The following is a 25695-nucleotide window of genomic DNA, read 5'->3' as shown; positions in this document are numbered from 1 at the left end:
CCCTCATTCCGCCAGCGCTTGTTTCCGCGTTTTTAGTATTTGCGGTGACAGCATTGCCAGCAACAGAATGGCGACGACGGCGAGAATGACCGCGCTGATCGGTCGGGACAGGAAGACGGTGAAATCGCCGTCCGCGATCAGCATCGCACGCCGGAAATTTTCCTCAAGCTGCGGGCCGAGCACGAGGCCGAGCAGCAGCGGCGCCGGCTCGACGCCGATCTTGATGAAGAAATAGCCGATCAAGGCGCAGCCCATCATCAACCATACGTTGAACAGACTGTTGGCGATGCCATAGGTGCCTATGCAGCAGAACAGAACGATGGCAGGAAACAGCAGGCGATAGGGAATCTTCAGCATCGAGACCCACAGGCCGATCAACGGGAGGTTGATCACCAGCAGCATCAAATTGCCGACCCACATGCTGGCGATGACGCCCCAGACGAGCTTGGGCTGCTCAGTCATGATCTGCGGGCCGGGCTGGATGCCCTGCATCATCAGCGCGCCGATCATCAGCGCCATCAGGGCGTTGGCGGGAATGCCGAGCGTCAGCAGCGGAATGAAGCTGGTCTGGGCACCGGCATTGTTGGCGGCTTCCGGACCGGCAACGCCCTCGATGGCGCCCTTGCCGAAGCGCGAGGGATCGCGCGCGAGCTTCTTTTCCAGCGCGTAGGAGGAGAACGGCGGCAGCGCCGCGCCGCCGCCGGGCAGCACCCCCAGCACGGAGCCCAGCGTCGTGCCACGTACCATTGCCGGAAAAGCGGCCCGCAGGTCCTCCCGGCTCGGGATCAGGCTGCGGATCGACTGGCTGACGACGCGGCGCTCGGAAGGTCTCTCCAGATTGGCGATGATTTCGCCGAGCCCGAACAGGCCCATCGCGATCGGCACGAAATCGAGGCCATCCGACAGAGCGGGGATGCCGAAGGTCATGCGCGCAACGCCCGAGCTGACATCGATTCCGACGAGACCGAGCAGCAGCCCCAGCAGCACCATCGCCAGCGATTTGGCGACCGAACCATGCGCGAGGACGACCGCGGCGATCAGGCCGAGCACAAGAAGACTGAAATATTCGACCGCGGTGAATTTGAGCGCCAGCACCGACAACGGCACGCTGAGCACCGCGATCACGATCGTCGCCATCGTGCCGGCAAAGAACGAGGCGATGGCTGCAATGGCAAGCGCGGTTCCGGCCTTGCCCTGCTTGGCCATCTCATGACCGTCGATACAGGTGACGACCGACGACGTCTCGCCCGGCACATTGACCAGGATGGCGGTCGTCGAGCCGCCATATTGCGCGCCGTAGAAGATGCCGGCCAGCATGATCATGGCGCTGGGGGGCGACAGGCTGAAGGTGAAGGGCAACAGCAACGCCACCGTCGGAATCGGGCCGATACCGGGCAGCACGCCGATCGCGGTGCCGATAACCACGCCAATCAGGCAGAACACAAGATTGTTGAGCTCGAGGGCCGTCGAAAGGCCCATCAGCAGATTGTTGAAGAGTTCCATATGCGCCTGCCTGCGAAGCCCGCCGCCCTAGCGGGGCCAGATCGGGATCGGCAAGCCCAGCAACTTGACGAACAGAAGCACCGCGGCACCTGAAAGCACGATGGCAAACACTATTGCTTCGATGAGCCGCCCTTCCCGCGTGGCGAAGCTGGCGAGAATCACGGCGACGACCGAGGCGATCGCGAGGCCGAGGCGCTCGGCCGTCAGCGCGAAAACGCCGACAGAAGCCAGAATCGCAAGCAGCGGCCGCAACTGAACGGGCGCGATGCCGGCGCGCATGCGCCAAAGCCCGCGTCCGCTGAAGAAGAGCCCGAAGCCCATCAGCGCGAGTGCGACGACGCGGGGCATGTAGCCCGGCCCCATATCGGCCGCGTGGCCGATCGCCAGTTTGCGCGTGGCGACGAGGGTACCCGCCGCCACCGCTACCAGAAACAGGCCGAACAGCAGATCCTGCAGGTCGATCCGGGAACGCGTCATCGGACCGCCCTCAGCTGCCCTTGATGCCGGCCTCGCGGATGATCGTGCCCCAGCGGATCGTCGCATCCTTGAGCCAGTCGCGGAACTCCTCCGGCGATTGGGCCTTCACGACACCGCCCTGTTCGGCGACCTTCTGCTGAATCTCGGGCTCTGCGAGGATCTTGCGAATCTCGGCGTTCAATCGCGCGACCATGGCGGGCGGCGTGCCGCCGGTGGTCAGGATGCCTTGCCAGGTCCCCGCATCACCGCCGGGCAGACCCGCCTCCTTGAAGGTCGGCAGATCGGGGGCTGACGCAATCCGCTGCTCGCCGGTGACGGCAAGCCCGACAAGCTGCTTGTTCACCACGAAGGGCATCGTCGCCGCGGCGCCGTTGATGATCACGCCGCTCTCTCCGGATACGACGGCGCGTGAGGCAGCTGCCCCGCCCTTGTAGGGAACGTTCTTCCACTGAATCCCGAGCTGCTTTGCCATCGCGACGGCCGTGATGTGCGTGGCGCCACCGACGCCGGAATTGGCGATGGTGAGCTTGTTCGGGTTGGCCTTGGCGTAGTCGATCAGTTCCTTCGTCGACTTCGCCGGGACCGATTCATGGACGGCCAGGACATAGGGGCCGAACATCACCATGGAAATGGGCGCAAGGTCCTTCTGAACGTCGAACGTGAGATCGGAAAACAGGCTGGGCGCCGTCGCGAGCGAGGCGACATCCATCAGCAACAAAGTGTGGCCGTCAGGCTGCGCCTTGGCGACGGCATCAGCCCCAAGATTGCCGGCCGCGCCGGGCTTGTTCTCGACCACGACCGACTGCCCGATGGCGGCGGACAGCTTCGGGCTGATCCGGCGGGCGAGAATGTCCGAGGTGCCACCGGGGGCGAAAGGCACAATCAGCCGCACCGGCCGTTCGAAATTCTGGGCCCCGGCCCCGCTTGACGCCAAAGCAGACACCGAAAGGACTGCGGCAGCGATCGCCCGGGCGAGAGATGGCATAGACATCGGTCTTCCTCCGTTTCAAAGCGCAGTTGCGCGCGGTCCCGCCGTTTCACCGGCAGGCTGCAGGCCTTCGAGCCTGCGTTGGGAGAAATGATAGGTCATGGGCCGGGCCGGCCATGAACTAGTCTGCGGATAGGTCGATACCTTTTTTGGATGGATCGGCCATGTCTCAGCCTATAGAAGCAGGACATCCGGCCGGTGACCGGCCCCTCGTCTCAAGTTGAAAATACGGGTTTCATGTTTGAGTTGAGCCAGTTGCGCTGCTTCGTTGCAGTCGCGGAAGAACTGCATTTCGGGCGCGCAGCGTTGCGGCTGAACATGACGCAGCCGCCGCTCAGCCGCCAGATCCAGATTCTCGAACGCGTCCTCGATGTGACGCTGCTGGAGCGCAGCAACCGGGCGGTCAGGCTGACGCCCGCGGGGCACCGCTTTCTGACGGACGCGCGGCATCTGCTCAAGCTGGCGGAAAGCGCGGCCGTGCTGGCCCGGCGGATGGCAAACGGCAAAGCCGGATCGATCAATATCGGCTTCACCGCGACCTCCGCCTACAGCTACGTCCCGGCGCTGGTAGCGGCCTGCCGGCGCGAACTGCACGATATCGAGATCTCGCTGAAGGAGATGGTCTCCAGCGACCAACTCAAGCGGCTCGATTCCGGTGAGATCGATATCGCCCTGCTCCGCCCGCCGATTCCACGCGGCAATCTTGACGCCTTCCGTGTGACGGCGGAGCCGCTGATCGCGGCACTGCCGAGCGGCCACCCGCTGGCGCAGGCGCCTCAATTGCGTCTGGAGGATCTCGCGGGCGAGCCCTTCATCATGTACGAGCCCTATGAAGCCCGCTATTTCCACGACCTCCTGGTCGAGCTGTTTTCACGCGCAAGTCTGGTGCCGAATTACGTGCAGCACCTCGCCCAGATCCATTCGATCCTCGCCATGGTGCATTCCGGCGTCGGCGTGTCATTGGTACCTGAGGCCGCGCTGAATCTCCATTTCAGCGGCGTGGTGCTGCGTCCCGTCCTGATGCAGTGGCAGCGGCCGGCCGAATTGTTCTTTGTCTGGCGCGGCGACAACGACAATCCACTTCTTCCCGTCATCGCCGGCATCGCCCGAAACCTTGCCGCCGAGGCCAGCTCGATCCAATCAATGGATCGATCGATACAGTGATTGGGTCTCCATCGGTCGCCATCTTGCATTAATCCTTCAGCGTAAGCCGCTGAAGGATCAGAGCATGAGCAGGATGACCCCCAAGGAGATGGCCAGCCGGATCGGCAATGGCCTGCTGTCGTTCCCCGTCACACCGTTTCGGTCCGATAACGCGTTCGACGAGATCCGCTACCGCTCCAACCTCGACTGGCTGTGCGGCTACGAGGTGGCAGGACTCTTTGCCGCCGGCGGCACCGGTGAATTCTTCTCGCTGAGCCCGGCCGAGGTCGCGAAGGTCGTCGCAACGGCCGTGAGCCAGACCAAGGGGCGCGTGCCGGTCCTCGCCGGGATCGGCCATGGTACGGCGATGGCGACGCAGCTTGCCATTGCGGTCGAGGCGGCTGGTGCCGATGGCGTGCTGCTGCTGCCGCCCTATCTGGTCTTCTCGGAACAGGAGGGCCTGGCGGCCCATATCGAGGCGGTGTGCAACGCCACAAAGCTCGGCGTCATCGTCTACAACCGCGACAATGCGATCCTGAACGAGGATACGCTCGAAAAGCTGTGCCAGCGTTGCCCCAACCTCGTCGGCTACAAGGACGGCATCGGCGACATCGAGCTGATGACCCGCATCCACCTGCGCATGGGCGACCGGCTGACCTATATCGGCGGGCTGCCTACCGCCGAGACCTTTGCACTGCCTTATCTGGAAATGGGCGTAACCACCTATTCCTCCGCGGTATTCAACTTCGTGCCGGAGTTCGCGACCAAGTTCTACGCGGCCGTGCGCCGCCGCGACCGCGAGACGGTGCAGGCGGGGCTCCGCGACTTCATCCTTCCCCTGATCGCGATCCGCAACCGCAAGCGCGGCTATGCTGTCTCGATGATCAAGGCCGGCATGAAAGTGATCGGCCGTGACAGCGGCCATGTCCGTTCGCCGCTGACGGACCTGACGCCAGCCGAGACCGAGGAACTGGCGGCACTCGTCGCGCGGCTCGAGACGTGCGAGTTCGCAAAGCGGGAGCTGGCGGCTGCCTAGATCGGGATGGGTTGGAGTCGAATCGATTTCGCCGTTAGTGCGAAGCACGAACTCGTGTCCCGGACGCAGTGCAGGTACCCTTCGGCGGTACACCGCAGGGCTCGGACACAAAATCGCGAAAACAACCCCATGCAAAGTAGAATGGGCCCCGGCCCGCAGCACTTTGGCCGCTTGCGTCCGGGGCACGAGATGGTCCGTCGTCACGGCCCAACCTCATCTCATCCTGCTCTAGACGGCACCTATCGCCGCTGGTTGTAGACATCGAGGCAGACCGCACCGAGCAGCACCAGCCCCTTGATCACCTGCTGGTAGTCGATGCCGATGCCGAGGATGGACATGCCGTTGTTCATGACGCCCATGATCATGGCCCCGATCACGGCGCCGCCGACCCTGCCGACGCCACCATAGGCGGACGCGCCGCCGATGAAACAGGCCGCGATGACGTCGAGCTCGAAGCCGGCGCCCGCCTTCGGCGTCGCCGTATTGAGCCGCGCGGCGAAAACGAGGCCGGCCAATGCGGCCAGCACCCCCATGTTGACGAAGGTCAGAAACGTCAGCCGTTCGGTCTTGATGCCGGACAGGCTCGCGGCCCGGGCGTTGCCGCCGATAGCGTAGATATGACGGCCAATCACGGTACGGGTGGTGACGAAAGCATAGAGCCCGATCAGCGCCGTCATGATGACAAGCACGTTGGGCAGGCCGCGATGCGAGGCGATCAGGCCGGCGAAGAACACGATCACAGCGAACAGCACCGCGCTCTTGGCGACGAAGAAGCCAAAGGGCTCGACCTCGATACCGTGCGACGCCTGCCGCGCCCGGCTCTTGGCGCTGGTATAGACCAGGGCCACCGCCAATACGGCGCCGATCAACAGCGATGTGGGATAAAGCGTGCCGGCGCCGGGAAACAGTTCGGGGATGAAGCCGGAGGACAATTTCTGGAAGGTCGGCGGAAACGGTCCGACCGACTGGCCTGCCAGGATTGCGAGCGCAAGCCCCTTGAACACCAGCATGCCGGCCAGCGTCACGATAAAGGATGGGATCTTGAAGTAGGCCACCCAATAGCCCTGCGCGGCGCCGATCGCCGCACCGACGAGCAGGCAGGCGACAAAGGCCAGCGGATAGGCCACGTGATAGCGCACCATCAGCACCGCGGCGACTGCGCCGACGAAGCCCGCGACCGAGCCGACCGACAGGTCGATATGGCCGGTGACAATGATCAGCAGCATGCCGAGCGCCATGATCACGATGTAGCTGTTCTGCAGCACCAGATTGGTCAGGTTCAGCGGCTGCAGCAGCGTGCCGTCGGTCATGACCTGGAAGAACAGCATGATCGCAAACAGCGACAGCAGCATGCCGTAATTGCGCAGATTGTTCTTGATGAAGCCGGTGTGCCCGGGCAGCGCAACCGCCTTGTCGGTCATGACCGCAAATCTCCCTGAAGTACCTTCTTGTCCATTTCCTTGTTGCGCATGATGGCGCGCATGATTCTTTCCTGCGTGGCCTCGGCGGCCGCGAATTCTCCGACGAAGGCGCCGTCATTCATCACGCAGATGCGGTCGCAGACGCCGAGCAGTTCCGGCATCTCCGACGAGATCATCACCACCCCCTTGCCGGCCTCGGCAAGCTCGTTGATGATACAATAGATTTCGTACTTTGCCCCGACATCGATGCCGCGCGTTGGCTCGTCGAGAATTAATACTTTCGGATCGGTCATCAGCCATTTCGACAGCACCACCTTCTGCTGGTTGCCGCCGGAAAGCTGGCCGGTCTCCTGATAGACATCGGAACAGCGGATCCGCATCCGGTTGCGGTAATCGTTCGCAACGCGCAATTCGGACATGTCATCGATCATGCCCTGCCGCGCCACGCGGCCGAGGCTTGCCAGCGTGATGTTCTTGCGGACGTCGCTGTCCAGGATCAGGCCAAGCTGCTTGCGATCCTCGGTAACGTAAGCGAGGCCGGCATCGATCGCCGCCGCCACGCTCGACAGGTTGACCTCTCTTCCATCGAGCCAGACGCGGCCGCTGATCCGGTCTCCCCAGGCGCGGCCGAACAGGCTCATGGCGAATTCGGTACGGCCGGCTCCCATCAGCCCGGCGATCCCGACCACCTCGCCGCGCCGGACCTCGAAATTGACGCCCTTGATCACGCGGCGTTCCCTGTGGAGCGGATGATGCACCGTCCAGTCCTGCACGGCGAAGACAGGTTCGCCGATCGTGGCGGTGCGTTGCGGAAAGCGATGGGCAAGGTCGCGATCGACCATGCTACGGATGATGCGGTCCTCTTCCACCGGCTCGGCCCGGCAATCGATGCTGTCGACGGTGCGGCCATCGCGCAGCACCGTGATCCGGTCGGCCACGCGGGCGACTTCCGACAATTTGTGCGAGATCAGGATCGAGGCGATGCCCTGGGCGCGGAATGCCAGCAGGCGATCCAATAGCGCAGCGCTGTCGTTCTCGTTCAGACTGGCGGTCGGCTCGTCGAGGATCAGTAGTCGCACCCGCTTGGACAAGGCCTTGGCGATTTCCACCAATTGCTGCTTGCCGACGCCGAGGTCTGTCACCAGCGTATCGGGCATCTCGGTGAGGCCGACCTGGGCGAGCAGTTCCTGGGTCCGGCGATAGACCGTGTCGCGGTCGATCACGCCAAGGCGCGAGGGCGGATGCGACAGGAAGATGTTCTCCGCGATCGACATCAGCGGAATCAGCGCCAGCTCCTGGTGGATGATGATGATGCCCAGCGCTTCGGAATCGTTGACGTCGCGAAAGCGCCGCTCCTCGCCGTCGAAGATGATGCTGCCTTCGTAGTCACCGTAGGGATAGACGCCGCTGAGAACCTTCATCAAGGTCGACTTGCCGGCGCCGTTCTCGCCGACCAGCGCATGGATCTGCCCCGCCTCCACCGTGAAGTTGACGTCGCGCAGGGCCTGAACGCCGGAAAAACTCTTGCTTACGCCGCGCATTTCGAGAATTGCGGTCATCGCGTCATCACATCCATCATCTGTTCACCCGCAGCGGTGGCAGGTGGCGGCGCCGGTGATTGCCGGCGCCGCCGTCCCGCTCAATCGAACTGCGAACGCTTGTAGTAGCCGCCGTCGATCAGCACCTTCTCCCAGTTGCTCTTGTCGACGACGACAGGCTTCAGGAGATAGGACGGTACCACCTTGACGCCGTTGTTGTAGGTCTTGGTGTCGTTGACGGTCACATCCTTGCCGCTGAGGGAGGCGTCCACCATGTCGGCGGTGACGCGGGCGAGATCGCGGGTATCCTTGAAGATGGTCGAATACTGTTCGCCGCGCTGCATCGACTTGATCGACGGCACCTCGGCATCCTGACCGCTGACGACAGGCATCGGCATGTTGCCGCTGCCATAGCCGACACCCTTCAGCGAAGAGAGAATGCCGATGGACAGGCCATCATAGGGAGAGAGCACGGCATCGACCCGCTTGCGGCCATAGAACGCGCTCAGGAGGTTGTCCATGCGCGCCTGGGCGGTGGCGCCATCCCAGCGCAGGGTCGAGACCTTATCCATGCCCTTCTGGCCGCTGCCGATCACCAGCTTGCCGCTGTCGATATAGGGCTGCAGCACCGACATCGAGCCGTTGTAGAAGAAGTAGGCGTTGTTATCGTCCGGCGAGCCGCCGAACAATTCGATATTGAAGGGCCCCTTGCCTTCCTTCAATCCCAGCCCCTGCTCGATCGACTGTGCCTGCAGCACGCCGACCTGGAAATTGTCGAAGGTGGCGTAGTAGTCGACATTGGGCGTGTCCCGGATCAATCGATCATAGGCGATGACCGTGATCCCCTTGGCCTTGGCCTGCTTCAGCACGTCCGACAGCGTGGTACCGTCGATCGCGGCGATCACCAGCACCTTGGCGCCCTTGGTCACCATGTTCTCGACCTGCGAGAGCTGGTTCGGAATGTCGTCCTCGGCATATTGCAGGTCAGTGCCGTAGCCGCGCTCCTTCAGGATTTTTACGATGTTGTTGCCATCGTCGATCCAGCGTGCCGAGGACTTGGTCGGCATGGCGATGCCGACGGTTCCCTTGCTCTGGGCGAAAGCGCCGCTCACCGCCGTTGCGGCCATGGTTGCTGCCAGCGCAAGGGCCGACAAAGTGGTCTTCAGACTAGTCATGCTTCACTCCCTTCGAGGATCTATGGTTCCTGGATCGTCGGACCGCTGAATGCGGTTCTTGAAACTCAGTCGTCTGCGCGTTTGGCTGCCGCGCCTCGCCTTCCTCCGTCAACCCGTTGCAAGTTTTACGTCTGGTTCAGGGCGACCACGTGCGGCGACATCGAGCACGAAGGTTCGGCCATGATCGGGATCGGCGCGCTTCGCGTCCTCCGCCATCCCCTGCCAGGCCGAGGTGACAAGCAGACGCGAGAGATCGTGCCCGACAAAAGCAGGACAACTCGACTGACGTGCCGGAACGCGGAGCGCCCGCAGGTGCTCACCTTGCGGGCTGTAGACGTCAATGCAGCCGCCGCCCCAGCGCGCATTCCAGATCAGCCCGTCAGCATCGACCACCGCGCCGTCGATGCCGCCGCCGCCCCGCCGGGTGATCAGCGCGGAGGGCTCGCCGCGCGGCAGGCCGGTCGCCGCATCGAGATCGACGCGGAACAGCACATTCTTCCCGGTGTCAGCGAAATAGCCGATAGTCCCGTCCGGCGAGAAGCAGATCGCGTTCGGGATAGTGATGCTTTCATAGAGGCGCGACAGCTCACCGCGGTACAGCGCATAGATGGCGCCCAGCCCCCGCTCGGCCTGGCGGCCCATGGTGCCGATCCAGAACGTGCCGGATGGATGAACCCGGGCATCGTTCGAACGCGTTGCGGCATTGTCGGCTTCAAGCGGACGGTACAGTGTCATTCGCCCATCCGCTATATCGCGGATATAGAGACCGTCATCGGCGACGAGAAGCTGACGATGCGCGTCGATCCGCCCAAGCGCGCTGCCCATGACGTCGAGGGAATGGATGGTAGTCTGACCGGCGCCGAGCCGCGCCTCGAACAGCCGGCGTTCGATGATGTCGAACCACCAGGCCGTGTCGGTCGCCGCGTCGTAGGTCGGGCCCTCGCCCAGATGGCATCGCTCACCGCAGAGAACGGCCGTCGGCACCTCTTCCATCCTGGAACCACCGATCATCGCCCGCTCCTATCAGGCAACTCTACCTCGGATTGTGTTCCGATTGCGCCCTTGACTACATGCGTGAAGCGGTACGACGTGGTGTGACGATAGACCTCGCCCGGCGAAAGCCGTGCCGTCGGGAAGTCGGGCCGGTTTGGCGTGTTGGGCCAGGCGTGCGGCTCTAGGCAAATGGCATCGGATTGGCGATAGAGGCGGCCACCCTTTCCGGCGGTGGTACCATCGAGGAAATTTCCGGAATAGACCTGCAAGCCCGGCTGGTTGGTGAACAGTTCGAGCACCCGGCCGGAGGTTGGCTCGGCAAGCCGCGCGGCAAAGCAAGGCTCGCCATCTGCCGGCACGAGACAGAAATTGTGATCGTAGCCACGGCCCACGCGCAATTGCGGATGGTCGTTGCGGATGCGCGCGCCGACCTCGAAGCCTTCGCGAAAGTCGAATGGCGTGCCGGCGACCTCGCTGGGCGGCTGCGGCAGCGGGATTGCACCGGCATCGATAGCGAGGAAATGATCCGCTGCCACGCTGAGGTGATGATCGAGGATGTCGCGGCCCGACCGCGCACCGGCGAGATTGAAGAAGCTGTGATTGGTGAGATTGACCACAGTAGGACGATCGGTTCGCGCGGTCATGTCGAGCAATAGTTCCATCGGGCGCGTAAGGCGCCAGGTCACCTCCACATCCAGCGTGCCGGGATACCCCTCCTCACGATCGGCGCTGGTATAGGCAAGCGTCACGGCCGGCTGATCTCCATCATCGATCCGGACAATGCGCCAGTTACGGCGATCAAAGCCCTCCAGCCCGCCATGCAACGCATTAGCCCCGTTATTGGCCGCGAGTTGCACCTTGGCGCCGTCGAGCACAAAGCGCGCGCCGGCAATGCGATTAGCGTAACGCCCGACCGTCGCCCCGAAGAACTGCCGGCGGGCGAGATATCCCTCGAACGCGTCATGACCGAGCACGATGTCGTCGCGATGTCCGGCAGTATCCGGCACCAGCAAAGCTTGCAAGCTCGCGCCATAGGTGATGATGCGCGCTTCCAGCCCATCCGCGGCGTGCAGGGTCACGCGCTCGACCTCGGTGCCGTCAGGCAGGACGCCAAAGCGGGAACGCGCCACGCGAGGGACGGACGGAGCATTCATGCCGCGTCCTCGAATGGCTCGACGATGCGGCGTCGTCCCAGCAAGAACCCGTCGGCAACGAGTTGGAGCGGCGCCAGATCGACGTCGGCCTCGCCGGTTGCGCAGAGTTCGCGGAAGCGGCGATAGAGCCCGGCATATTCGGCATCGGGAGCATCGACCAGTTGCTTGCCCCCTGCCCGCAACCTTGCTCCACCCATGGACAGGGTGACCGGGCCACTATCAGTGTCGAGATCAATGTCCCAGCTCTGCGGGCCGGTCTGGAGGAAGTCGAGTTCGGCCGTGATCTTCAGGCCCCGCGCATCGCTGAGCGCAAGGGTAGCGGCAATCGGCGCGTCGCGATTGGCGGGGAATGCGAGATCGGCCGACGTCACGAATAATGGCTGCGGCAAGATGCGCGTCAGGATCGAAAGCGCGTTGATGCCGGGGTCGAACACGCCGAGCCCGCCCGCCTCAAAGATCCAGGCCTGCCCCGGATGCCAGACCCGCACGTCTTCCTTCCAGGTAATTTTGACTGATGTGACCTGCCGGCCGGCGAGCAGTTGCCGCGCCGGCTCCACGGCCGGAGCAAAGCGCGAGTGCCACGTGGCGAACAGCGTGCGTTGCGCAGCCCTCGCGGCGGTCACGAGCGGATTGATTTCAGCCACCGTGGCTCCCGGCGGCTTTTCCAGCATTACATGCTTGCCGGCGGCAAGCGCCATCGCCGCCTGCGCGTGGCGAACTTGCGGCGGGGTGCACAGCGCCACCGCATCGATTTCCGGACCGTCGCGCAGCAGCTCATCGAGCGTCGCCGCATGCGGCACGCCCGGAAGCGAGGCATTGCGGCTGGCGACGGCAACCAGCTCCACGCCGTCAGTCGCAGCGATTGCCGGCACATGCTGGTCGCGGGCAATCTTGCCGAAGCCAACGATGGCGACGCGAAGCGGGTTCATGATTGCTCTCCGGACTCGACGGCCGCTGATGTCGCAGGCGCAGCGCCTGATGATGCCGGCGTTCCCTCATGACGGCGCAATCCATTGTGAATCACCTCGATCATGGCGGCGGTGGCTGCCTCGGCATCGCCGCTCTCGATCGCATCGACAATACGCTGGTGCCATAACAGCACCGTCTCGCGGTCCTGCGTTTCAACGGGCGCGCTGAGCAGGAATGAGGCGCGCAGCGCCGCCTCGATGACATTGCCGATCGAGCGCATGAACAAATTGCCGGAGGCGTTGGCGACGGCCAGATGCAGGGCAAGATCGCCGTCGGCAAAACCAACGGAGTCGGAGGCCTCCGCCCGCATTCGCGCCATGCTTCGATGGAGTTCGGCGATGTCGGCCTCCGAGCGGCGGCCGGCCGCGAGCGCGGCGGCGCGCGGTTCGACCGCGAGCCGGATTTCGGCGAGATCGTTGAGAAAGCGCCGGTCGATGCCGGCATCGAGATGCCAGGCCAGCACATCGGCGTCGAACATGTTCCAGGCGCCGCGCTCGCGCACCACGGTGCCGACCCGCGCCTTGGTGGTGAGCAGCCCCTTCGCAACCAGCGTCTTGACACTCTCGCGCAACACCGGCCGTGACACGCCGAACATCGCCGTGAGTTCGGCATCGCCCGGCAGGCGGCCGCCTTCGGCGTAACGGCCGGCAATGATGTCGACGCCGATGCTGCGGGCAACCTCGGCGTGGTTGGAATGCGCGCGCCGCGTCGGGATGACGACAAGCCGGGACGTCATGGTTTCCATCCCCGAAATCGGTATGAGGCACCTTTTTGGCTGTCCATTGGCGACAGCGCGGGCAATATTTCACGGAAGATCCGTGGTGACTAGTAATATTATTTTACTATTGGTTCCGCAGGCGCTGAAATTCGATCCGAGGATTAGTTTCCCATACAGCCTACCGCCGAGCTTATACCCGCCAGTATCCTGTCTGAAGAGCTGCTTGATCAGGCGCGCGGTTTGACCTTGATTGCCTCGATCATGCCGCGCAGCTACGCGTTGCCTGATGCCTTCAGTGAACTAAGGATTCGACATGCAGCCCGTCACCGCGAAGCCGCTCTACATCCGCATGCACGCGGACGATAACGTCGCGATCGTCGCGAACCGCGGAGGCCTGCACCGGGACGCTGAGTTCGCGTGCGGCTTGCGGCTGGTCGAGCAGATCCCGCAAGGCCACAAGGTTGCCCTCGCCGACATCCAAGAGGGCGAAGTCATTCGCCGCTACGGCGAGGTCATTGGCCATGCCGCCGCGCCGATCGCGAGGGGCAGTTGGGTCAAGGAATCACTGGTGCAAATGCCCGACGCGCCGTCGTTCGAGAATCTGCCGACGCCGAACGGCGGGGCGATCAGGCTGGCGCCGCTCGAAGGCTACACGTTCGAAGGCTATCGCAATGCCGACGGTTCGGTCGGCACCCGCAACATCCTCGCGATCTCGACCAGCGTGCAATGCGTCGCCGGTACGGTCGAGTTCGCACTGGACCGGATTCGCAAGGAGCTATTGCCAAAATATCCCAACGTCGACGACGTGGTGGCGGTCACGCATGCCTATGGCTGCGGGGTCGCGATCAACGCGCCCGGCGCCGCCGTGCCGATCCGCACGCTGCAGAACCTGGCCCGCAATCCCAATTTCGGCGGCGAGGTAATGATCGTCGGCCTCGGCTGCGAGAAGCTGCAGCCCGAACTGTTGCTGCCGGAGGGCATGAACGCGGACGACGAAATCATGCGGATGCAGGACGAAGGCCTCACGGGCTTCGGCGAAATCGTCGAGGACATCGTGCAGATGGCCGAGGCGCGCCTCAAGATATTGAACCAGCGCCGCCGCGAAACCTGCCCGGCGTCAGCGCTGGTGGTCGGCATGCAATGCGGCGGCAGCGATGCGTTCTCGGGGGTAACAGCTAATCCGGCACTGGGCTTTGCTGCTGATCTTCTGGTGCGCGCCGGCGCCACCGTGATGTTTTCCGAAGTTACGGAAGTACGCGACGCCATCCATTTGCTGACGCCGCGCGCGGCGAACCAGGACGTTGCGAATACGCTGGTGCGCGAGATGGCCTGGTATGATCGCTATCTCGCCGGCGGCGAGGCCGACCGCAGCGCCAACACCACGCCGGGCAACAAGAAGGGCGGCCTCTCCAACATCGTCGAGAAGGCGATGGGTTCGGTGATCAAGTCAGGCACCAGCCCGATCGCGGGCGTGCTCGCGCCGGGTGAGCGAGTGTGTCAAAAAGGACTGATTTTTGCAGCGACACCGGCAAGCGATTTCGTCTGCGGTACCCTGCAATTGGCCTCGGGCATGACGCTGCACGTCTTCACCACCGGCCGCGGCACGCCCTACGGGCTTGCCGCCGTGCCGGTCATCAAGGTCTCGACGCGCAGCGAGTTGAAGCAACGCTGGCACGATCTGATCGACGTTGACGCCGGCAGCATCGCAACCGGCGATGCGACGATCGAAGACGTGGGCTGGGAAATCTTCCGCCTCATGCTCGATGTGGCGAGCGGTCGCGAGACCTGGGCCGAACACTGGAAGCTCACTAACTCGCTTGCATTGTTCAATCCGGGCCCGGTGACATAACGACGGCTCGGCCCATCGTGTAAGGCTGCACGCGCCATGGCCCAGCCGATACATGGCTAGGCCGCTATCAGCCTTTCGATCTGCGATATCGGATGCGACGTTAATTCCTTCGGAATCTCGCCCACTATCTTGTCCGTAACCTCGGCATGAAATGCCTTGCGCAGGTTTCCAAGAATCTTCGCCGGCGCGATGACGACGAGCTTATCGAAATGATTGTCGTGGGCATGACGGTAGAGCGCTTCTGCGATCTCTCCGGCGAACCGCTCCTTTGCGATGTGGTGCCAGTCGACCTCCTCGACCGCGCTTCGCGCCGTGCCGACGCTTGAAACGGAGCGCCCGGGGCGATCGGTGCCCTGCTCGCGCGTTGCCGGATTGTCTTGCTGCAGGATTTGCTCGACTTCGAGCTTGACCTGGTGAGCGGTGCCTTTGTTGCGCAGAAACAGCGCCTTCTGGCCGTCGCCGATCAGAACGAGTGCATTGTGGGAGATGACGGGGGTCGATTCAATTGTCATTACTTGATGCCTCCATATGGGCCAACGCATGAATCGCCTTGTGGTTGCTTATGCGACGACGGCGCCCAGGCCACCGACTACGATCGGCACCTCAACACCGCCTGCTCCCCGCGCGCAACGATGGAACTCCGGCCTCATCGCTTCCACGCGTCGGAACCAAAGCGGGCGCGATGCTTTGAGCACCGAGGGCAGTATTCGAATAAGGAGGAACCTTATGAGGAAGATCGCAATCGGCCTGCTGGCCGGCGCCGGCGCGCTCCTGACCGGCAGCGCAAATGCGTCTGACATCTACACCAGCAGCGAATACACCAACTCCGACCTGATACAGCAGGTTCGCATGGTCTGTGACGACAACGGACGCTGCTATCGCACCCGCGGCAGCAGCCGCGTGGTCGTCCGCGATTCATATGCCTATCAGCCCCGCGAGCGATATATCGAGCATCGACGCTATCGCGACTGGGATGAGCCGCGAGCCGGCGTCGGTATCCGTGCCCCTGGCGTGAGCGTGGGCGTCGGCGTCGGCAATGACCGCTGGTAGACATTCCAGCAGAGGCTTCCCCAGGAGAGACTTCGGCTCGGTCTGAAGTCTCTCCTGAATATTTTCATTAGCCCGCAGGAACGGCGATCGGCGAAGCCTGTAAGCCGGTGAAGCAACGGCCAAACGGAGAGCCTCACATGAAAGTTTCCGATGCGATGACCGCTGAGGTTCAACTCTGCACGCCCGACGACACGTTAAAGGACGCCGCGCAGGCGATGGCCGCGCTAGGCGTCGGGTTGCTACCGGTGACCGACAATGAGCGTCTGGTCGGCATGATCTCGGATCGGGATATCGCGATCCGCGGTGTCGGCATGGGCCGAGGTCCGGAGGGACGGGTCGGCGACGTGATGACGGCCGAGGTGAGGTATTGCTACGACGATCAGGAGCTCGACGAGGTGAGCGCGATCATGGGTGACATCCAGGTCCGTCGCATGCCGGTGCTCAATCGCAACAAGCGACTCGTCGGCATCATTGCGCTGGGCGACATCGCGCTAATGCAAGGCAGTAACGGCACTGGCGCAGCGTTGAGAGGAATTTCACGGCCCGGCGGGCAGCATGCACAAATTTAGTTTGCGAAAGCTGGTCGATGACCTGTCGTAGATGAGCGGCCATGAAACGCTTTGATGGGAAGGTCGTCATCGTGACGGGCGCCGCCTCGGGCATTGGCGAGGCCACCGCACGGCGCTTTTCATCCGAAGGCGCATATGTCGCGCTGGTGGACCGCAACGAAATGCCGTTGGCCAAAGTCGCAAAGGAGCTGCCGGCGCAATTCACCTTGGCCCACCTCGCCGACGTCTCGGATAGCGAAGCTGTTGACGTGATGGTGGCGACCGTGGTCAAGCGCTTTGGCCGGTTGGATGTCCTGATCAACAACGCCGGCGTCTACGAAGGCGGCAACCCGGCCCAAATCACCAATGAGCAGTGGCGCAAGGTGATGGCCACCGATCTCGACGGTGTCTTCTTCGGCTGCCGCGCCGCCCTGCCACACCTCGAGAAAACGCGCGGCTCGATTGTCAATACGGCCTCGGTGTCCGGAACCGGGGGAGACTGGGCAACGAGCCCCTACAACGCCGCCAAGGGCGCCGTCGTGAACCTGACGCGGTCGCTGGCGCTGGACCTCGGCAACAAGGGCGTTCGGGTAAATTCCGTCTGTCCCAGCCTGACCCGGACCGGCATGACAACCGATATGATAAAGGACGAGAAACTGCTGGCGAAGTTCCGGGAACGAATTCCTTTGGGGCGGGTTTGCGAGCCGCACGAAGTCGCCGCCGTCATTGCGTTTCTCGCGAGCGACGATGCGAGTTTCGTGACCGGCGCAAATGTAGCCGTGGATGGCGGCGTTTCCGCCTCCAACGGTCAGCCGCCGCTCGCGTAGACAGCCCCCGTTCGTTCTTGCGCCAGGTCCAGGGAACCTCGATGAGCCGCTCGCCGTTCTAGTGCTCATCATACGGGGGACGCCGACGGAGCGGCGAGACCGATGACACGAAAGCCAGCGTTCCCTCGAAACCGCAAATTCTCACCGCCCCGAAATCCCGAGCACCATCGACTTCGCGCGCTCGATGATTTCGAGGACGAATTGCTTGACGACTGGATGGTGGCCTATCCGGCCGCCGATCTGGCCAGATCGGACTAGGATTTCTTCGCGCGCTTCTTCGACCGCTTCTTTTTCTTCGGGACCCAATTTCCGGAAAGCCATGTGTCAGGGATCGGACAGACGACACCTGGGTTACGGGCTAATTTTGCGGTGAGGTATTCAGATGCTGGCCGCGGATCGGAATGCCGTGCGCCCTTGTTGCCGTCGGTGTCTTCGTGGTCATCAGATATGGCTTGGACCGGATGATGCTGCTGCTGCCTGCGATTTTTACCCTGGAGGTCGGCGGAAGACCCACTCTCGTATTCGAAGCCAAGAACTTGCGAGAATCCCAGCAACTTTGCCACGAGCATTGGCTGCGCCGGGATATCGCTGGCTTGATGTCAAACGGCGCACCTCTATGGGATGGCAAGGCGCGGCTGCGGGCTCGACGTTCGACCGAGAACGAAATTGCCGTCTACCGGAAAGCTGCGCGGGATGCCGCACAGCCACAGGGGGACTTGCTACTGGCCTATCTCGTGGAGCTGGATGGTCTCGAAGATGCGTCGGACCATACTTGATGAGAGAGTGGTTGCGTTTCGGAAATGAGCGCTGCGCGGCTTCCCGCGCTATCGACGACGACTTTTCGCCGGTACCGCGCCAGGTAATATCGTGCCGCGATTTAGCCGCTAGTCGCATCCTGCGTGCGATTGCTCAAATACTGAATGAGGACGACCGTCTTTGCGTCGACGATTTCACCGGTCGCGATCATCGCAGCAGCTTCCTCCAACGTGGTCTCGACCACATCGATATCTTCGCCCTCCTCCTTGAGCCCGCCGCCGTCGGACACCTTGTTCGCCGGCGAATAAGCGCAGGTGAAGAAGACGATCTTTTCCATGATCGCGGCGGGGCTTACATAGAGCTCGAACAATCGTTGTACCTTCGAGACCTTGTAACCGAGCTCTTCCTGCATCTCTTTCATAATGCGCCGTTCGGCCGTCTCACCGTCGAGCTTGCCGGCGCACGCCTCCACGGTTCGCTCGATGCCGTCCTGCAGGAAAATCGGCAACCGTAACTGCCGGGCGAGCAGTACGGTTTTCCGACTGGAATCGTAGGGAAGAATGACCGCTGAATTGCCGTTGTCGTAGATCTCGCGCTTGCGTGATTGTTGCTCACCGTCGCGCCTGCGCTGCTCGTAGCTCACGCTGATCAATTTGCCCTTGATGTGAGCAATGGTCTCGACGTCGCATATGCGTACCGTCTTGCCGTCCATTTTGGCCTTGAGCATCGTTGATCAAACCAGCGAAACGCAGCGGGCAGCGGCCATCACGCGAGCCCCGCTGGCACATGCACTATTATCTCATCACGCACGAAACGGGGGCGAATGCCGGTGTCCGCAGACAACGGCACCCGTACAAGCGACCGAGGGCCGCCGCGCTGCGGATCGGAATTATTTTTTGGTGCCAGGTCCTGCTTTGTCCATGCTGGAAGGACTGGACGAACTGCCAGCCTTCTTCATTTTGCCGGTAGCGGCTCCGGTCGTCGTTCCCTTTTTCACGTTCGTGTGCTTGGTCGTGCTTTTGGTCGCGCCGGGGCCGACATTTCCTTCGCTCGATGCGCCGGGGGCCGGCTGCATTTGTGCGAACACGCTCCCAGTCGACAGCAACAGGGCACATGCGCAAGCAAGGATGGTTTTCTTCATGGGGAACTCCTTTGATTGAAGCGACTCTTCAACCTGCGCTCCCGCGAACGGTTCCGAGGGAAACAAGGATACCGCCATCAAGCCGACGCGAGCACCGGAGGCACGGACTGCTGCCGCCTGAATTGCTGATAGGCTGTGATTGCCTTGTTGGCCAGCATCAACCGCCGCCGCTCGCCGTGGCGCACCATCAGCTCTATCGTGTCGCTGAGAAAGCGGCCGGCCATCATCGCATCGCCCAACTCCCCGGTACGGTCGAGATAATCCCAGGCGATTTCAATCGAACTCTCTATCAGCAGGGGCAGCGGTTCCGTCATGTCTACGTCCAACCATTTTTGGGAAAACGTCCGGCGGTACTCTCTGTTCCTGATTCAGCTTGCCGGCGGAAAGGCAGGCTTCCCCTTGCAGGCTTCATGGCCCGCCTGCAACCGCGCCTGTGATCACCATCGCCAGATCGTCCAGATCGATCTTGCCCTCGACGACGAGGTCGTCGGAGCTCTTGATGCCAAGCGACTGCAGGTCATTCGCTGCTTGCCGTTTCAGCTCCTGCGACAATCGCCTCCTTCAATTTCTCCTCAAGCATTCGCAATGCCTCCATCGGTCGCGCAACGGCGGCTAGTGAGTGTTGGTCTCATGCCACTTTTCCAGATCGGGTTTTGACGGTCCCGGCCGCTGCTCCTTTTCCGGATTCCCCTTCCAGGGCTTGTCGGTCTGCTTGTGCGATCCCCAGTCCGTCTGATGACGCGGATCGTCGGTGGGCTTTTCCTTGCTCATTTGGGGTACCTCCAGAATGGGAAGCGGACAGCATGCAGTTTGGTTCCTGACGAATCTGTGAACTCCGGGTTCCAACGTCCGGAACCGAACAGACAGCGGATGATTCTCCCTCCTAGTCTTTTTGAATGGACAAGAGGAAGGTCGAGGATCGGCCCCAGCGGGACTTGCATATGGAAGCGCTCGCGGCGCTTGAGCAGGCACGCGCCATGCCTCATGGTCCTGCACGCAGCGAAGCTTTGAAGCGCGCTGGTATGCTTCAGAACGCGGCCGACATGCAGGGACTGACATTCGCCAAACGTGGTCGCCCACCAAAAACCTGACCCGTCCCTTCGATCAGGGTTGTCTGCGATGGCATCCGCGAGCGCAGCAGCATGCAAGTGCTTGCCACCTTACAATGCCAGCTTACCATGCCAGCGGAACCCAAGAACAGGTCTCAACGTTGCTCTGGCAGGCAGCAAGGAGGCAACGATGGGATTGGCCGAATACATGATCGTTTCCAAGCCGGACGGCTGGACGGTCCTCCATGACGGTACCGCGCAGCACGACTATGATACAAAGGAGGCAGCATTCGAAGCAGCCGTCGCCGCCGCGTCGCTGGCGATCCGACAGGGCCATGAGGTCCACGTCAGCGTCCCCGGTCGCGAGGCCGGCAACAAGACTGCGCTTGGCGCCAAGGATTCCCAGAGCGTGCCGTGATACACGCGCGCATGACGTGAGGCTTCAAATCTGCCGGTTGAAATCGACTCCGCGGCGATGCGACTGCAGACTTCGTCGAACGTCGCATCGCCAATACGGTTTCAGATCGAAGCCTCTGCACTCCCTTCGAGAAGCTATCGTGGGGCTGCCGGATGCACTAATCACCCCTGTCGAACAGAGAGAGGAGAGAGAGGATCGGATTCTTTTGGCCTCTCAGCTCTGGTTCTGCCTGTACCGCTCCCGCACGATTTCACCTCCGGCCCGCGTCGCCGCCCTATTGCGGTATCGATAGCTCAGCGTGCCATAGATGAGCGCGATAAGAAGCACCAGCGCTCCGAGGAAATACACGGCTTCGAGTCCCATCGCATTCTCCCAGGGTCATATGCCTGACTACGCTTTATTTCGTCGCGGCCATGCGCTTGCTGTCGCTCATCTGCCGCTCCACCCTGCGCGGAGACAATCGGGCGTGACGCCAGCAGTTCCATTCGACGCTTCGATTTAACTGCTCTGCCGCCGGACTGAGGTTGGAACGCTGTTCTCCCATTCGCGTTTCCGTGCCGATCGATGAACGTCGGGAGAATATCATGAGCGACTTCCGGGACATTCAGCACGGCGTCAACGATCCCGTTGATGGCGTCGACGTGAAGCGAAGGTTCAACGACAACCAGACTCCACACGAACGCGCGCAGTCCGCGGCGGACGTTCGCTCCAGCGCCATTCCCGCTGCCGACGAGGAGTTCCTGCCGGAAGCGTTGAGGCGGCGGCCGACGGGTCCGCTCAATCCACGAACCGGTCGTCGTCCGACTCCTTAAGCAGAATCGATTTCACGCGCAATTCTAAGGCGCTGCCGCCCTATCCATTGCCTATCGCGCAGCGAGCGGTAGAGATTCAATTCAACATAAAGTGGCCGCGCTATTCCTTAAGCGTCGAAAATGGAACCGCGCACATGTCAAAAACAAGATCGTGATAGGTGACACAGGCCACATTCGCCCGTGACCGTTGGCCGTAATGCGGTGGTGCAAGCCACACTGCATATCGAACCAACGGAGTTTTCCATGAAGCATCTGTTGATTTCAGGTTTCGTGGCAGTCGCCCTGCTCGCTGTCGCAACCACATTTCGTTCTCATTCAATCATTTCAGCCGAGCGTTCCACCGTGACTACCGGCGTGGCGTTGTCGAAGAAATCTCCGGCCGCCGCGGGCGTAACCAGGCTTCCGGTCGAAGAGTTCGAGGATATGTCGCTGGTCTTTTCGACGCCGACGAAGCCGTGACGAAAGGCGGAAATAGCGGTTGATTCAACCGGTCGCTATTTCTTCGTCGCCCGCTCGAGGAATTGCACGAGCGCGGCGCGATCCTGTTCGGAACCGATGCGCTGCTCCGGCATCTTGGTGCCGGGCGTATAGGCTTGCGGCCCGATCTCGAACAGTCTGGAAACCGTCTCCGGCGTCCAGACGATATCGAGCCGCTTGAGCGCTTCGGAAAAATTATAACCGGGTGCGGTCGCAATCCGGCGGCCGAAGATTCCGGCAAGCGTCGGGCCTGCGCGGTTGGCCTGATCGGCGTCAAGCGTATGGCAGGCGACGCAGGCGCGAAAGACCTCCGCGCCGCGGTCGCCGCTAAAGGCTGCCAGCGGATCTCCCGCCGTCTCCAGCAGAATCGGATCGATCGGTTCGCCCGTGCCGGCGTTCCAGCGCCGGATGATGTTGTCGGCGTCGCCGGTCAGCAAAGTGCGGCTATCGGGCAAAAAGGCCACCGACCAGACCGGCAGCCCGGGGCCGACCAGCGTGCGCGCCAGATTGCGCGCCTTGCGATCGATTACGCCCACCGATCCGCCGATGCTCGCGGCGGCAACCAGCGCACCGTCAGGCGAAATCGCAATCGAGATGACCGGCCTTGGCCCTGCCGCAACCTCCCCGGCCCGCGCGCCGCCAGCGGTCAGGAAGTAAACCTTGCCATCCGCGCCGCCGACCGCGATTTCACCATCGGTGCCGGCGGCCACGGCGTTGAGCGGGGTCGGCATAGGAACGACGGTCGGCGTCTGCGCGCCCGAGAGCGGCCAGATGCGAACGCTGAGGTCGTAGCTCACGCTGACCAGGGCGCGGCCATCGGCGGTAAATGCCACGCCGTTGACGTTCTGCGTATGCTCATCGAGCACGCGCGGCGCACCGCCTGCAAGCGGCCAGAGTCGCACCGTGTGATCCCACGAGGCGGATGCGAGCGTAGCGCCGTCAGGCGATGCCGCCAGTGCGACGATCGGCGCCGTGTGGCCCTCGAACACCGCGTCGGGCTCTGCCTTGCCAAAGGTCCAGATTGCGATGCGGCCATCGGCACCGGCGGTCGCGACACGCCTCTCGCCGAGCAGCACGACCGCGTTGACGGCGTCGGAATGGAAACGAAGCACCTGCTCGGCCGCATTGCGCGTCAGCGACCAGCGGATCGCAGTCGAATCGAAACTGCCGGAGATCGCGCTTTGGCCATCGGCCGATATCGCCAGCGCCCGCACCGGCCCGCCATGCCCGCGCAGTTGCGCGAAGGCTGAGGTGGCTCCGATCGACAGAACGATCAGCAAGGCCGCAAAGCTCAGAAGCGCAGACTGGCCTCCCTTGGCGAGCGAAGCGATCGCGGGAATCCTTTGCTGCATCCGCATCGGCCTCAGCGCACGCCCGGCCTGTCGCGGTCGAGGCCTTTAGCCTGGAGGTCGTCGAGGTAGTCCTGAAAGCGCCGTCCGGCGTTCACGCCGAGATCGTGCAGAAACGCCCAGGAGTAGATGCCGGTTGAGTGCATGTCGTCGAACCCTATTCTGACGGCATAATTGCCGACAGGATCGACGGAAAGAATGGTCACATTACGTTTGCCGCCGACTGTCTTGCGCTCGGCTTCGGAATGCCCCTGCACCTCGGCGGACGGGCTGGTCACCCGGAGCAATTCGGCGGGGAGATCGAAGGTGCGGCCGTCGTCAAAAGCAACGCGCAACGTGTGCCGATCCTTCGGCAGGCGAATTTCGACCGGCCACGCCAGCGTGACGTCAGGCACGCCCACCGCCGGCGTCAGCTCGGGCCAATCAGATTATGGCCGGGATCGCCGACCCTGGCGCCGCTGGTCGTAAACGCGACCGAGCTTTGCTCCTGGATGGTATTGAGCACCATCGCGACGCCGACGGCAGCAACGACCGCGAATGCCAGAGCCGCAACAAACGATTTCATGTCACTTCCTCACCTTTGACTTGAGCCGGACTATTCGGCCGGCACGGCATGCGGCGTGCGGTCGGACGGCGCGCCAGCCTTCTTCTGCTCTTCCTCCACCCAGAGCGCGTGATGCTCCTTGGCCCAATTCAGGTCGACCTCGCCGGTCCCCATCGCATCAAACGCCCCTTCCATACCGACCGAGCCGATATAGATGTGCGCCAGCATGGCCGCGATGAAGAGCATCGCAATCACGGCGTGGATCACGGTCCAGAACTGCAACGCCGTGACGTTGCCGGGCAGATACGGGAACAGCAGGAACCAGCCGGACACCGACATCAGCACGCCGCCGATGATCACGATCCAGAAAATTCCCTTCTGGCCGGCGTTGAAGCGCTTGGCCGGCGGATGCTTGCCCTCGGACAGAAGGCCACCACCCTGCTTGATCCACTCCAGATCAAGCTTGCCCGGAATATTATTCTTGATCCAGATCAGGAACATGATCGCGACGCCAAGCATGAACGGGAACGCCAGGTAGTTGTGCGCAAGCTTGGCCCAGGCTGACAGGGTGGCAAAGGCTTCGGCGCCGAACAACGGCAAAATCAGCGTACGGCCGAAGCTGACATTTAGACCTGAGAGCGCAAGAATGATGAAGCAACTTGCCGTGAGCCAATGGGTGAAGCGCTCGAAGCTGTTGAACCGCAGGATCGTCCTGCCCGAGAACCCCTGATGCACGCGAATCCGGCCGCGCACCATCAGGAAGATCGCGAGCACAGCCAACATTCCGATAATGGCAATGCCGCCGATCCAGGGCAGCTTGCTGCGCTGGAAGTCGCGCCAGTCGCGGCCCGCGGGCTGGATAAGGCTGGCGGACATCCCATCGGGGATCGATACGCGGCCGGTGATCTTGTCGCCCTCCTTAAGCGCGTTCAGGAGTTTGTCTTCCTGAACGGCCTCTGCGGTCGGCTTGAAGGAAAGCTGGGCGGTTGCGGGACTAGCCAGAACGAACAGCAGCGCGAACGCGGCGAACAAAGGCTTGAAATCGGCGAATCTGAGAATTGAAAGTGAGCCTGGCATTTGCACAACGCCCTTTCGGTTATCGGAATTACGCTAATGCCGCCGCGCCTGCGGGGCGCAGCGGCCGTTGCATCAGCCGGTTGGCGAATCGCTGTAGGCGGTCTTCCAGCCCCACATGCCGGAGCCGTAACCGCGCTTCATCACCCGCTCCTTGTAGATCTCGGCAATGATCGCGCCGTCTCCGGCGAGCAGCGACTTGGTCGAGCACATCTCGGCGCAAATCGGCAGCTTGCCTTCGGCGAGGCGGTTGGCACCGTATTTGGCGTATTCGGCCGGCGTGGAGTCCGCTTCCGGCCCACCTGCGCAATAGGTGCACTTGTCCATCTTGCCGCGCGATCCGAAGTTGCCGACCTTTGGATATTGCGGCGCGCCAAACGGACAGGCGTAGAAGCAGTAACCGCAGCCGATGCAGAGGTCCTTGGAGTGCAGCACGACGCCGTCGGCAGTGGTGTAGAAGCACGACACCGGGCAGACCGCCGCACACGGCGCGTCGGTGCAGTGCATGCAGGCCATGGAGACCGACCGTTCGCCGGGCTTGCCGTCATTGATGGTGACGACGCGGCGGCGGTTAATGCCCCACGGCACTTCATGTTCGTTCTTGCAGGCCGTCACGCAGGCGTTGCACTCGATGCAACGGTCGGCATCACAAAGAAATTTGACGCGAGCCATGATCTATTCTCCTC

Annotated in this window: 33 protein-coding genes; 11 read left to right on the top strand and 22 right to left on the bottom strand. The window is 62.6% G+C overall.

Annotated features, from left to right (window positions below; all coding sequences use genetic code 11):
* Positions 1 to 3: 3 nt before the first annotated feature.
* Genes IVB22_RS06920 through IVB22_RS06910 form a run of 3 tightly spaced genes read right to left on the bottom strand, consistent with a single transcriptional unit; the run spans position 4 to position 2971 of the window.
* Positions 4 to 1503, bottom strand: coding sequence for a tripartite tricarboxylate transporter permease (locus IVB22_RS06920; protein ID WP_247516548.1), 1500 nt, complete (start codon positions 1501 to 1503; stop codon positions 4 to 6).
* Positions 1504 to 1530: 27 nt separating this feature from the next.
* Entirely contained in the window at positions 1531 to 1980 is a 450-nt protein-coding gene (locus tag IVB22_RS06915; protein WP_247516547.1) for a tripartite tricarboxylate transporter TctB family protein, read from the bottom strand.
* A 10-nt stretch (positions 1981 to 1990) separates the two neighbouring features.
* Positions 1991 to 2971: a tripartite tricarboxylate transporter substrate binding protein gene (locus IVB22_RS06910; RefSeq protein WP_247516546.1), complete on the bottom strand. Its 981-nt coding sequence runs from the start codon at positions 2969 to 2971 to the stop codon at positions 1991 to 1993.
* 234 nt (positions 2972 to 3205) lie between these two features.
* Between IVB22_RS06910 and IVB22_RS06905 the strand changes: the two genes are divergently transcribed.
* Both IVB22_RS06905 and kdgD read left to right on the top strand, forming a co-directional pair.
* Positions 3206 to 4132 (top strand): LysR family transcriptional regulator, encoded by a 927-nt coding sequence (locus IVB22_RS06905; RefSeq protein ID WP_247516545.1) that lies wholly within the window; start codon positions 3206 to 3208, stop codon positions 4130 to 4132.
* 64 nt (positions 4133 to 4196) lie between these two features.
* Positions 4197 to 5147, top strand: a complete 951-nt coding sequence (gene kdgD / locus IVB22_RS06900) for a 5-dehydro-4-deoxyglucarate dehydratase (protein ID WP_247516544.1) — start codon at positions 4197 to 4199, stop codon at positions 5145 to 5147.
* A 239-nt stretch (positions 5148 to 5386) separates the two neighbouring features.
* Here kdgD and mmsB read toward each other — a convergent pair whose 3' ends face one another.
* The 7 genes from mmsB to IVB22_RS06865 all read right to left on the bottom strand — a co-directional run bounded on the left by mmsB (position 5387) and on the right by IVB22_RS06865 (position 13133).
* Positions 5387 to 6568, bottom strand: a complete 1182-nt coding sequence (gene mmsB, locus IVB22_RS06895) for a multiple monosaccharide ABC transporter permease (RefSeq protein WP_247516542.1) — start codon at positions 6566 to 6568, stop codon at positions 5387 to 5389.
* A complete protein-coding gene (gene mmsA / locus IVB22_RS06890) occupies positions 6565 to 8127 on the bottom strand; it encodes a multiple monosaccharide ABC transporter ATP-binding protein (RefSeq protein ID WP_247516541.1) in 1563 nt (520 codons plus the stop codon). Before mmsA ends, mmsB begins: the two co-directional genes overlap by 4 nt.
* 80 nt (positions 8128 to 8207) lie before the next feature.
* On the bottom strand, positions 8208 to 9281 hold the full coding sequence (chvE, locus tag IVB22_RS06885) for a multiple monosaccharide ABC transporter substrate-binding protein (RefSeq protein WP_276576907.1): 1074 nt from the start codon (positions 9279 to 9281) through the stop codon (positions 8208 to 8210).
* Between the two features lie 108 nt (positions 9282 to 9389).
* The gene (locus tag IVB22_RS06880; protein ID WP_247516961.1) at positions 9390 to 10274 is read right to left on the bottom strand and encodes an SMP-30/gluconolactonase/LRE family protein; all 885 of its coding nucleotides are present in this window, start codon (positions 10272 to 10274) and stop codon (positions 9390 to 9392) included.
* Between the two features lie 14 nt (positions 10275 to 10288).
* Positions 10289 to 11428, bottom strand: coding sequence for an aldose epimerase family protein (locus IVB22_RS06875; protein WP_247516540.1), 1140 nt, complete (start codon positions 11426 to 11428; stop codon positions 10289 to 10291).
* Complete coding sequence (locus IVB22_RS06870; protein ID WP_247516539.1) at positions 11425 to 12357, bottom strand: Gfo/Idh/MocA family protein; 933 nt, start codon at positions 12355 to 12357, stop codon at positions 11425 to 11427. The genes IVB22_RS06875 and IVB22_RS06870 overlap by 4 nt, the downstream gene beginning before the upstream one ends.
* Complete coding sequence (locus tag IVB22_RS06865; protein ID WP_247516538.1) at positions 12354 to 13133, bottom strand: FadR/GntR family transcriptional regulator; 780 nt, start codon at positions 13131 to 13133, stop codon at positions 12354 to 12356. Before IVB22_RS06865 ends, IVB22_RS06870 begins: the two co-directional genes overlap by 4 nt.
* Before the next feature lie 295 nt (positions 13134 to 13428).
* Here IVB22_RS06865 and garD point away from each other — a divergent pair, with 295 nt between their 5' ends.
* A complete protein-coding gene (gene garD, locus IVB22_RS06860) occupies positions 13429 to 14964 on the top strand; it encodes a galactarate dehydratase (RefSeq protein WP_247516537.1) in 1536 nt (511 codons plus the stop codon).
* A gap of 56 nt (positions 14965 to 15020) precedes the next feature.
* Here garD and IVB22_RS06855 read toward each other — a convergent pair whose 3' ends face one another.
* Entirely contained in the window at positions 15021 to 15476 is a 456-nt protein-coding gene (locus IVB22_RS06855; RefSeq protein WP_247516536.1) for a host attachment family protein, read from the bottom strand.
* 214 nt (positions 15477 to 15690) lie between these two features.
* On the opposite strand from IVB22_RS06855, the gene IVB22_RS06850 reads away from it, so the two are divergent.
* The 5 genes from IVB22_RS06850 (at position 15691) to IVB22_RS06830 (ending at position 18165) form a co-directional block, all read left to right on the top strand.
* Positions 15691 to 16014: a hypothetical protein gene (locus IVB22_RS06850; protein ID WP_247516535.1), complete on the top strand. Its 324-nt coding sequence runs from the start codon at positions 15691 to 15693 to the stop codon at positions 16012 to 16014.
* A gap of 137 nt (positions 16015 to 16151) precedes the next feature.
* The gene (locus IVB22_RS06845; RefSeq protein WP_247516534.1) at positions 16152 to 16583 is read left to right on the top strand and encodes a CBS domain-containing protein; all 432 of its coding nucleotides are present in this window, start codon (positions 16152 to 16154) and stop codon (positions 16581 to 16583) included.
* A gap of 41 nt (positions 16584 to 16624) precedes the next feature.
* Complete coding sequence (locus IVB22_RS06840; RefSeq protein ID WP_247516533.1) at positions 16625 to 17389, top strand: SDR family NAD(P)-dependent oxidoreductase; 765 nt, start codon at positions 16625 to 16627, stop codon at positions 17387 to 17389.
* 102 nt (positions 17390 to 17491) lie between these two features.
* The gene (locus tag IVB22_RS06835) at positions 17492 to 17647 is read left to right on the top strand and encodes a hypothetical protein (RefSeq protein ID WP_247516532.1); all 156 of its coding nucleotides are present in this window, start codon (positions 17492 to 17494) and stop codon (positions 17645 to 17647) included.
* A 206-nt stretch (positions 17648 to 17853) separates the two neighbouring features.
* On the top strand, positions 17854 to 18165 hold the full coding sequence (locus tag IVB22_RS06830) for a hypothetical protein (protein WP_247516531.1): 312 nt from the start codon (positions 17854 to 17856) through the stop codon (positions 18163 to 18165).
* Between the two features lie 101 nt (positions 18166 to 18266).
* Here IVB22_RS06830 and IVB22_RS06825 read toward each other — a convergent pair whose 3' ends face one another.
* The 5 genes from IVB22_RS06825 to IVB22_RS06805 form a co-directional block, all read right to left on the bottom strand.
* On the bottom strand, positions 18267 to 18872 hold the full coding sequence (locus tag IVB22_RS06825; protein WP_247516530.1) for an NUDIX domain-containing protein: 606 nt from the start codon (positions 18870 to 18872) through the stop codon (positions 18267 to 18269).
* A gap of 162 nt (positions 18873 to 19034) precedes the next feature.
* Complete coding sequence (locus tag IVB22_RS06820; protein WP_247516529.1) at positions 19035 to 19286, bottom strand: hypothetical protein; 252 nt, start codon at positions 19284 to 19286, stop codon at positions 19035 to 19037.
* A gap of 77 nt (positions 19287 to 19363) precedes the next feature.
* Positions 19364 to 19600 (bottom strand): hypothetical protein, encoded by a 237-nt coding sequence (locus tag IVB22_RS06815; RefSeq protein ID WP_247516528.1) that lies wholly within the window; start codon positions 19598 to 19600, stop codon positions 19364 to 19366.
* Positions 19601 to 19694: 94 nt separating this feature from the next.
* Positions 19695 to 19838 carry a hypothetical protein gene (locus tag IVB22_RS06810; protein WP_247516527.1) on the bottom strand — a complete coding sequence of 48 codons (144 nt, stop codon included), beginning with the start codon at positions 19836 to 19838 and terminating at the stop codon, positions 19695 to 19697.
* Between the two features lie 60 nt (positions 19839 to 19898).
* On the bottom strand, positions 19899 to 20057 hold the full coding sequence (locus IVB22_RS06805; RefSeq protein ID WP_247516526.1) for a hypothetical protein: 159 nt from the start codon (positions 20055 to 20057) through the stop codon (positions 19899 to 19901).
* 468 nt (positions 20058 to 20525) lie between these two features.
* Between IVB22_RS06805 and IVB22_RS06800 the strand changes: the two genes are divergently transcribed.
* Positions 20526 to 20753, top strand: a complete 228-nt coding sequence (locus tag IVB22_RS06800; RefSeq protein ID WP_247516525.1) for a DUF2188 domain-containing protein — start codon at positions 20526 to 20528, stop codon at positions 20751 to 20753.
* 213 nt (positions 20754 to 20966) lie between these two features.
* Here the strand turns inward: IVB22_RS06800 and IVB22_RS06795 are convergent, their stop codons facing one another.
* Positions 20967 to 21116, bottom strand: a complete 150-nt coding sequence (locus IVB22_RS06795) for a hypothetical protein (RefSeq protein ID WP_247516524.1) — start codon at positions 21114 to 21116, stop codon at positions 20967 to 20969.
* A gap of 221 nt (positions 21117 to 21337) precedes the next feature.
* Here IVB22_RS06795 and IVB22_RS06790 point away from each other — a divergent pair, with 221 nt between their 5' ends.
* Together IVB22_RS06790 and IVB22_RS06785 are read left to right on the top strand one after the other, a co-directional pair.
* Complete coding sequence (locus tag IVB22_RS06790) at positions 21338 to 21565, top strand: hypothetical protein (RefSeq protein WP_247516523.1); 228 nt, start codon at positions 21338 to 21340, stop codon at positions 21563 to 21565.
* A 243-nt stretch (positions 21566 to 21808) separates the two neighbouring features.
* On the top strand, positions 21809 to 22024 hold the full coding sequence (locus IVB22_RS06785; protein WP_247516522.1) for a hypothetical protein: 216 nt from the start codon (positions 21809 to 21811) through the stop codon (positions 22022 to 22024).
* Positions 22025 to 22059: 35 nt separating this feature from the next.
* On the opposite strand, the gene IVB22_RS06780 is transcribed toward IVB22_RS06785, so the two are convergent.
* From IVB22_RS06780 to fdh3B, 5 genes are all read right to left on the bottom strand, one after another.
* Entirely contained in the window at positions 22060 to 23394 is a 1335-nt protein-coding gene (locus IVB22_RS06780; RefSeq protein ID WP_247516521.1) for a c-type cytochrome, read from the bottom strand.
* A gap of 11 nt (positions 23395 to 23405) precedes the next feature.
* Entirely contained in the window at positions 23406 to 23786 is a 381-nt protein-coding gene (locus IVB22_RS06775; protein WP_247516520.1) for a gamma-butyrobetaine hydroxylase-like domain-containing protein, read from the bottom strand.
* Between the two features lie 14 nt (positions 23787 to 23800).
* Positions 23801 to 23956, bottom strand: coding sequence for a hypothetical protein (locus IVB22_RS06770; RefSeq protein ID WP_247516519.1), 156 nt, complete (start codon positions 23954 to 23956; stop codon positions 23801 to 23803).
* A 30-nt stretch (positions 23957 to 23986) separates the two neighbouring features.
* A complete protein-coding gene (locus tag IVB22_RS06765; protein ID WP_247516518.1) occupies positions 23987 to 25012 on the bottom strand; it encodes a formate dehydrogenase subunit gamma in 1026 nt (341 codons plus the stop codon).
* Between the two features lie 72 nt (positions 25013 to 25084).
* Positions 25085 to 25681 (bottom strand): formate dehydrogenase FDH3 subunit beta, encoded by a 597-nt coding sequence (fdh3B, locus tag IVB22_RS06760; RefSeq protein ID WP_028348819.1) that lies wholly within the window; start codon positions 25679 to 25681, stop codon positions 25085 to 25087.
* Positions 25682 to 25695: the final 14 nt, after the last annotated feature.

It is taken from the genome of Bradyrhizobium sp. 190, from assembly GCF_023073415.1.
GTDB lineage: Bacteria > Pseudomonadota > Alphaproteobacteria > Rhizobiales > Xanthobacteraceae > Bradyrhizobium.
The sequence above is the reverse complement of the archived record's forward strand: the minus strand, read 5'-3'. Positions and strand labels throughout refer to the sequence as shown.